General features: G+C 73.4%; 6 protein-coding genes and 1 pseudogene. 6 read left to right on the plus strand and 1 reads right to left on the minus strand.

Going from position 1 to position 7439, the window contains the following annotated elements; all coding sequences use genetic code 11:
- The first annotated feature begins 280 nt into the window (after positions 1 to 280).
- On the plus strand, positions 281 to 862 hold the full coding sequence (locus VF468_06245; protein HEX5877910.1) for a thioredoxin family protein: 582 nt from the start codon (positions 281 to 283) through the stop codon (positions 860 to 862).
- A 25-nt stretch (positions 863 to 887) separates the two neighbouring features.
- Here the strand turns inward: VF468_06245 and VF468_06250 are convergent.
- Positions 888 to 2895 (minus strand): annotated as a pseudogene (locus VF468_06250) (PhoX family phosphatase).
- Positions 2896 to 3163: 268 nt separating this feature from the next.
- Between VF468_06250 and VF468_06255 the strand changes: the two are divergent.
- The 5 genes from VF468_06255 to VF468_06275 all read left to right on the plus strand — a co-directional run.
- Positions 3164 to 3928 (plus strand): 3-hydroxyacyl-CoA dehydrogenase, encoded by a 765-nt coding sequence (locus VF468_06255; GenBank protein ID HEX5877911.1) that lies wholly within the window; start codon positions 3164 to 3166, stop codon positions 3926 to 3928.
- 291 nt (positions 3929 to 4219) lie between these two features.
- A complete protein-coding gene (locus VF468_06260) occupies positions 4220 to 4990 on the plus strand; it encodes an enoyl-CoA hydratase/isomerase family protein (protein ID HEX5877912.1) in 771 nt (256 codons plus the stop codon).
- 227 nt (positions 4991 to 5217) lie between these two features.
- A complete protein-coding gene (locus tag VF468_06265) occupies positions 5218 to 5538 on the plus strand; it encodes a hypothetical protein (GenBank protein HEX5877913.1) in 321 nt (106 codons plus the stop codon).
- A 14-nt stretch (positions 5539 to 5552) separates the two neighbouring features.
- Complete coding sequence (locus tag VF468_06270) at positions 5553 to 6719, plus strand: hypothetical protein (GenBank protein ID HEX5877914.1); 1167 nt, start codon at positions 5553 to 5555, stop codon at positions 6717 to 6719.
- 95 nt (positions 6720 to 6814) lie between these two features.
- The coding region (locus tag VF468_06275; GenBank protein ID HEX5877915.1) for a hypothetical protein at positions 6815 to 7439 on the plus strand (625 nt) is incomplete at its 3' end.

The following is a 7439-nucleotide window of genomic DNA, read 5'->3' on the forward strand; positions in this document are numbered from 1 at the left end:
CTCGACCCGCTCGGGGCCTCGGTAGCTCCTCGTCCAGCAGCAGGTCGTCGGCGGGCGCGAACCGGTCCACCAGCCGGTGGGCCACGACCCAGTAGCCGTCGGCTGGCCGGGCGGGCTCGAAGTTCCGGCGTTCCCGGGCCCCGAAGTCCCACTGCCGGCGACAGCGCCTGAACGCCCCCCGGTCCGCCGGCGTGAAGCGGTAGGCCGTGTCCGCTAGCGTAGGACCGTCCCCCTCGGACCGGAAGACGACAGGGCCCGGGCGCCCCAGGAGAACCAGGACATGGCCGTTTCCTCGTTCATGGTGCCGCTCGGCACCCCCGCCCACGACTTCGAGCTGCCGTCGGCCGACGGGTCAACGGTCAAGCTGGCCGACCTCGACGGCCGGGTCCTGCTGGTGATGTTCCTCTGCAACCACTGCCCGTACGTCCGCCACGTCGAGCGCCAGCTCGGGGCCGTGGTCGCCGAGTACGCCGGCAAGGGCGTGGCCGCCGTCGGCATCTGCAGCAACGACCTCGACGCCTACCCCGACGACGGCCCGGCCGGCATGGCCGACCAGGCCCGCCGGGCCGGCTTCGAGTTCCCCTACCTGCTCGACACCGACCAGCAGGTCGCCGCCGCCTACCGGGCCATGTGCACCCCCGACCTGTTCGTCTACGACGCCGACCGCCGGCTCGCCTACCGCGGCGCCTTCGACGACAGCACCCCCCGCAACGGCCAGCCGGTCACCGGGGCGCTGCTGCGCGACGCCCTCGACCGGGTCCTGGCCGGCCAGCCGGTGCCCGAGCCGCACCGTCCCAGCATGGGCTGCAGCCTCAAGTGGCGGCATGGCAACCAGCCGAGCTGGCTGGTCGCCTCCGGCTGAGCCGTCCGGCCGGCGCTGGCCCGGCCTACTGCCCGATCGTCGGGTCGCCGTCGGCGCTGCGCCAGATCGAGGTCACGGCCGGCCGGGCCACGCTGTCCCCGCCGTCCGGCCAGTGGCTGGTCGGCTCCTCGACCGTGCCGCCCTCGCCCGGGTGCTGCACGGCGATGAACAGCGACCGGTTGTCCTGGGTGAGCAGCGGGCCGCAGGTCTCGGCCCCCACCGGGACGGTGGCGAACAGCTGCACATGCCCACGCTCCTCGCCCCTGGTGGGACAGGCGAACAAGCCGTTGTTGCCCCCGGTGGGCTGGGTTCCGTCGCTGCCCAGCCAGAGGTTGCCCTCGTTGTCGAAGGTCATGTTGTCCGGTGAGCCGATGGGGCTGACCAGCTCCTTGGGGTAGCCGGCGAAGTAGGTGTCCGGGTCGTCCGGATCGCCGCAGAGCAGGAAGATCCGCCAGGTGAAGGTGGTCGAGTCGGCGTCGTCGCCGTCCTCGCGCAGCTCCAGCACATGCCCGTAGGGGTTGGGGAAGCGCGGGTTGCCCGGGTCGGGGGCGGTACGTTCGGTGTTGTTGGTCAGGTTGACGTAGACCCGCCCGGTCACCGGGTTGCGCTGGATGTCCTCGGGCCGGTCCATCTTGGTCGCCCCGACGGTGTCGCCGGCGCCCCTGGTGTTGATCAGCACCTCGGCCTGGTTGGCGAAGCCGTTGGCGGCGGTCAGGCCGTTCTCGCCGTGGCGCAGGGGGATCCAGCGGCCGGTGCCGTCGTCCGACAGCTTGGCAACGTGCAGGGTGCCGTGCTCCAGCAGGCCGAGGTTGTGCTTGCGGTCCCGCCTGCGGTACCGGTCCCGGGTGACGAACTTGAAGAAGTACTCGAAGCGCTCGTCGTCGCCGGTGTACACGGCCACCCGCTTGCTCTTGGTCAGGGTGGTGGTCCCGCACTCGTGCTTGGTCCGGCCCAGGTTGGTGTGCTTGCGGGGGGTGAAATGCGGGTCGTAGGGTCGATCTCGACCACCCAGCCGAAGCGGAACGGCTCGTGCGGCTCCTTGGTCAGGTCGAAGCGGTCGTGGTAGCGCTCCCACTTGCGGTCCGAGGCGCCGTCGGGCAGGGCGTAGCGCTCGTGCCAGGCCTTGACCTTCGGGTCGGTGACGAGCGCGTTGTTGGCGAAGTACTGGTGGAAGTTCTCCTCGCCGGTCAGGACCGTGCCCCAGGGGTGACCCCGCCGGCGCAGTTGTTCAGCATTCCCCTGACCCGCCGCCCGGTCGGGTCGTCGCTCGTCTTGAGCAGGTCGTCGCCGGCGGCGGCGCCGGTGAGCTTCATGGGGGTGGTGGCGGTGATGCGCCGGTTGTAGCGCGACAGCGGGCGGTACTTGAACGGGCCGCCGCGCTTGGCCCGCTGGATGAGCACGATGCTGCCGCCGTGGGCCTGGATCTGGATGTCGACCTGGTCCCGGGTCGGGTTGTCGGCGTCGTAGTTCCGGAACATCAGCTCCGGGTTGGTGTACTCGTGGTTCGACCACAGCAGGCCGATGAAGCTGTTCGCGCTCCACCAGGGCAGCGGGAAGAAGGCCAGGTAGTCGTTGTTGTAGCCGAACTGGCGAGCCTGGTCTCTCGGGGTCTGGGCGTCGAAGTCGAACTCGGGCGCGCCCGGGCGGATCGGGTCGCCCCAGGCGATCAGGATCACGTTCGAGTAGCCGTCGGCCAGGACCACGTCGTCGACGGTGTTGGGGGCGATCGGGGTGAAGGCGAGCCGGCGCCCGGTCGGGTGCGGCTTGTAGGGGCCGACCGGCGGCGCCTCGGAGGCGTCGGCCGGGGATGCCGCCGCCCCCAGCACCAGGGCCCCGACCCCGCCCGCGGCCAGGAAGGCGCGGCGGCTCAGGGCCCGCTCGACCACGGCGGCGTAGGTCTCGTTGCCGGACCGGTTGGGTGGCTCCTTGTAGCAGGCGTCGCCACAGCCCCAACGGCAGCTCTTGTGGTTGCGCCGGCCGACCTGGAGCACGGGCAGCTCGATGCGGCGGAAGGGATCGGGGTTGCTCGCCATTGCACACCTCCGATTCGCGGGAGAATGTCCAGAGAAACAGCCAAGGGACGGGTTGTCCAGAGCGAGATCGGCGCGAGACGTCGGCGAGCGGCGGGCACCGTGATCGACGCGGCGCAGACCAGGCTCCTGGACGCTCCGATCCACAGTCGGACGGCACGAACCGAAGGAACGGCCATGGACGTGCCCCGCCGGCCCGGCGGCCGTTGGCCATCGCGTCCCAGACGCCCGTTGTCGTACCGTGCTCCCCTCGATCGAGGGAGGAGCGGGCGTGGACATCACGGGCAGGACGGTGCTGGTCACCGGGGGCGGGTCGGGGCTGGGAGCGGCCACCGCCGGCATGGTCGTCGAGCACGGCGGGTCGGTCGTCCTGGCCGACGTCGACCGGGAGCGGGGCGAGGGGGTGGCGGCCGAGCTGGGGGAGCGGGCCCGGTTCGTGGCCACCGACGTCACCGACGAGGCCAGCGTCCGCGAGGCCGTGGCCGCGGTCGCGGAGGGCGGCGGCCTGCACGCCGCCGTCAACTGCGCCGGGATCGCCCCGGCCGAGCGGGTCCTTGGCCGCCAGGGCCCGCACTCGCTGGAACGGTTCGCCAAGGTGGTCCAGGTCAACCTGATCGGCACCTTCAACGTCACCCGCCTGGCCGCCGAGGCCATGGCCGCCAACGACCCGGGTCCCGACGGCGAGCGGGGCGTGATCGTCAACACCGCCTCGGTGGCCGCCTTCGACGGCCAGATCGGCCAGGCCGCCTATTCCGCCTCCAAGGCCGGCGTGGCCGGCATGACCCTCCCCATCGCCCGCGAGCTGGCTCGCCTCGGCATCCGGGTGATGGCCGTCGCCCCCGGCATCTTCGACACCCCCATGCTGGCCGCCCTGCCCGACCAGGTCCGCGAGTCCCTCGGCGCCCAGGTCCCGTTCCCCTCCCGCCTCGGCCGCCCCGAGGAGTACGCGGCCCTGGTCCGCCATATCCTCGAAAACCCCATGCTCAACGGCGAGACCATCCGCCTCGACGGCGCCATCCGCATGGCCCCGAAGTAGGCCGGGGTCGGGCCCATTCAGTCACCGGCACGGGGCGAACCTCACCCCTGACCCGGGCGAGCCTCACCCACCCCGGCCGGCCTGGCTCCGCGGAGGCCGGACCCGTTCACGCACCTGGCGCGGAGCGCACCCCACCCCGCCGGGTCGGCGCTCGGCCCCCCAGGGGCCGCACTCCATCAATGGCCGATTCAGGGATCGGGGCGCTGCACTCGACCAACCGGTCAGGCAGGTGGGACGATACCGTCCGCCGATTTCTGGCGACAGGCCCGTACGCGACCAGGGGGACAGCCGATGGCGGTGACCGCCGAGGTCGAAGACCGGGTCGGCTGGATCACCCTGGACCGCCCGCCGGACAACCGCTTCGACGCGGCCTTCCTGGAGGAGCTGGACCGCTGCGTCGGCGAGGTCGCCGAGGCCGAGGTGGTGGTGGCCGTGATCCGGTCGGCCAGCGACAAGTTCTTCTCGGCCGGGGCCGACGTGGCCGGGCTCCTGGAGCGGTCGCCCGACGAGAACCTGGCCGTGTGCCGCCGTGCCCACCAGGTGCTCGGCCGGTTCGCGGACGAGTCGCCGCTGTTCGTCGCCGCCATCGCCGGGCACGCCCTCGGCAATGGCTACGAGCTCGCGCTCGCCTGCGACATCCGCATCGCCGCCGAGGGGCGCTACCGGATCGGGCTGCCCGACGTCGCCCTTGGCCTGCTGCCCTCCTCCGGCGGCGCCCATCGGCTGTCCCGCCTGGTCGGCCTCGGCCGGGCCCTGGACCTGGTGGCCACCGGCCGGACCGTGGCCCCGGCCGAGGCCGAGCGCATCGGCATGGTCGACCGGCTGGTCCCGGCGGCCGAGTTCGACACGGCCGTGGCCGAGCTGGCCGCCGGCCTGGCCGCCGGCGCCCCCCTGGCCGTGGCGGCCATCACCCGGGTGGTCAACGACGGGATCGAGCGCTCCCTGACCGACGCCCTCGACCGTGACCTGGAGGAGCTGGCCGACCTGCTCGCCTCCGATGACGCCCGTGAGGGCATGACCGCCTTCACCGAGAAGCGCCCGCCCAGCTTCAACGGCCGCTGACAAGGCAGGTCGGCGAGGAGACGCTCACCCACGCGCGTTCGACCTGGCGCGCAGCACCTACCAGGTCATCGCCCGCCGGGGCAGCCACCGCCTCTCGCTCCAGGACGTGGGCCTCGGCCGCCGACTCACTGTCACAGGGGGCGGCTACGCTCCCGCTGGAACCACGCCGCGGCGGCCGTCCTCGAATCCGGACCACCGGTCCACCCTTCCCCGGTGAGGAGCCCGCCATGTACCGTCAGGGTGACATCCTGCTCGTGCCCGCCGAGCGCCTTCCCGCGAACGCCCGGCCGCTGTCCCGCGACGCCAGGGGACGGCTCGTGCTGGCCCTCGGCGAGGCCACCGGCCACGCCCACGCCGTGGCCGCGCCCGATGCCGACCTGCTCGCCGACCCGGATGCGCGCGACGAGCGCTTCCTGCGCATCGTCACCGACGCCCAGCTGACCCACGAGGAGCACGCCGCCATCCCGCTGCCGGCGGGGCTGTACCGCGTGGTCCGGCAGCGCGAGTACGCGTCCGGCTGGGCGGGGCAGCGGGAGGTGGCCGACTGAGCGGCGCCCCCGGCATGGCGGCCACCACGGCCCGGCTCGAGGCCGGCCAGCTGGCGACTCTGGCCGAGGTCGCCGGTGACTGGGGGGCCGCCGTCCTGGCTGTGGGTCCGACCGACCGGGAGGCGGCCGAGAGCGGCGTCCGCCAGGCCTACCAGGCGGCCGGCCTGGCACCGCCGGGGCGCATCGTGTGGCTGGCTTCCCCGCTGGCCGGGGCCGTCGCCGTGACCCTGCTCACCGGCCTGGATGCCGAGGTGGTGACTCCCGGCCCGGGCTGGGAACGGGTCAGGGACGAGTTGGGCCGCCAGGGTCAGCCGGCGGCACCCGGTCGGGTCGGGAGTCCGGTGCGCCCCTGGATTGGCCCGCTGCTCTGGAGCGAGGTCCGTGCCCAGCTTCTCCTCCAGACCGGACTCGGCCTCTGGGAGCAGGCATGGACCCGGACCACAGCGGGGCCCCTGGGCCAGCTCCAGGAACGGATCCGGCGCCTCCAGGCCAACGCGGCCGGCCGCTCCATCGACACCCGGCTCGGCTGGCCGGCCTCGTGGCGGCTGTGGGACGAGTCGGTCTCGGGGACGCCGGAGTCGGTCTGGTGCGCGGCCGTCGACGGGTTGCGCCGGGTGCTTCCCGGCCTGGCGGGCGCGGAGCGGCTGGCCGGGCTGGGGCGGGTCATCCGGACGGCGGGCTGGTGGTGGCCGTTCGAGCGGGTCGTGGTCATGACCGACCGCCCGGTCGCCCTCCACCGCGACCAGCAGGGCCGGCTCCATGGCCCGGCGGGTCCGGCCGTGTCCTACGCCGACGGGTTCGCCCTCCACGCCTGGCACGGCATGCCCGTACCGGCCGAGCTGATCGCGCGGCTGCCGACGCTGCGGGCCGACGACATCACCGGCGAGCGCAACCTCGAGCTGCGCCGGGTGATGACCGAGGCCTACGGTCTCGACCGCTACCTCCGCGACGCCGGCGGCCGCCTGGTCGGTCGCGATTCCTACGGCAACCTGTGGCGCCTGGATCGGACCGGGGGCGAGCCGCTGGTCATGGTGGAGGTGGTCAACGCCACGCCGGAGCCGGACGGCTCCCGCGCCACCTACTGGCTCCGGGTCCCGCCGGACATCCGCAGCGCCCACGCGGGCGTCGCCTGGACCTTCGGGTTCTCCAAGAGCACCTACCGGCCCTTGGCCGAGACCTGAGCACGACCATGGGCGACGGCAGCTGGTTCCTCTACCGGTCCCCCTACCAGGGCCCATCGCCGACCCTCGTGCGGCGGCTTCCGGACAGAACGCCGTTGGCCTGGTTCCAGCGCGTCTGGTCGGCGACCGCCGACACCGAACGGATCGACGACGAGGCCGGCGCCCACGACTGGGTCGCCCGGCACCTGGGGGCGGAGCTGGGGGTCGAGCCGTACGGGCTCGCCTGGCTGTTCGCCTCCGGCCGCTGGACCAACCCCGAGCCCGCATGGAACCAGGACCGGGCCGGCCCGTTCCCCGCCACCACCTGGTGGGAGCTGCGCGACCTGCTGCGACGCTACCTGTACGTGGAGGGACCGCCCGACGAACAGGTCCAGGTCGACGAGCACAGCGTCCGGGCCAAGACCGACGACGACGAGGCCGACCTGGCCTACTTCTTCCTCGACGACGCCATCGTCCGGACGGCTCCCGACCGGGTTGCATACCTCATGCTCGGAGCCTGGCGGCTGCCCGTGACCACTACACCCGGCGCGTCCGGCTTCGAGGCGCCGGTCCCGGTCCGCACGCTCGCCGGCGCCGGGTCCGGGACCGGCACGACCTGGCTCGTCGGGCTCGACACCAGCCGGGGGTTCGAGGAGACGCCGCCGGTGGCGTTCGCCGGCGTGCGGCTCCCCGGCCTCGCCGGGCTGCTGCGGACGACGCTGCCGGGCCCGACCGGGCCTT

The sequence above is a fragment of the Actinomycetota bacterium genome (assembly GCA_036280995.1).
In the GTDB taxonomy this organism is placed as follows: Bacteria; Actinomycetota; CALGFH01; order CALGFH01; family CALGFH01; genus CALGFH01.

Coding starts and splice junctions, on each gene's coding strand:
- VF468_06265 (HEX5877913.1), top strand. CDS start 5,218: ATGTACCGTCAGGGTGACATCCTGCTCGTGCCCGCCGAGCGCCTTCCC.
- VF468_06260 (HEX5877912.1), top strand. CDS start 4,220: ATGGCGGTGACCGCCGAGGTCGAAGACCGGGTCGGCTGGATCACCCTG.
- VF468_06245 (HEX5877910.1), top strand. CDS start 281: ATGGCCGTTTCCTCGTTCATGGTGCCGCTCGGCACCCCCGCCCACGAC.
- VF468_06270 (HEX5877914.1), top strand. CDS start 5,553: ATGGCGGCCACCACGGCCCGGCTCGAGGCCGGCCAGCTGGCGACTCTG.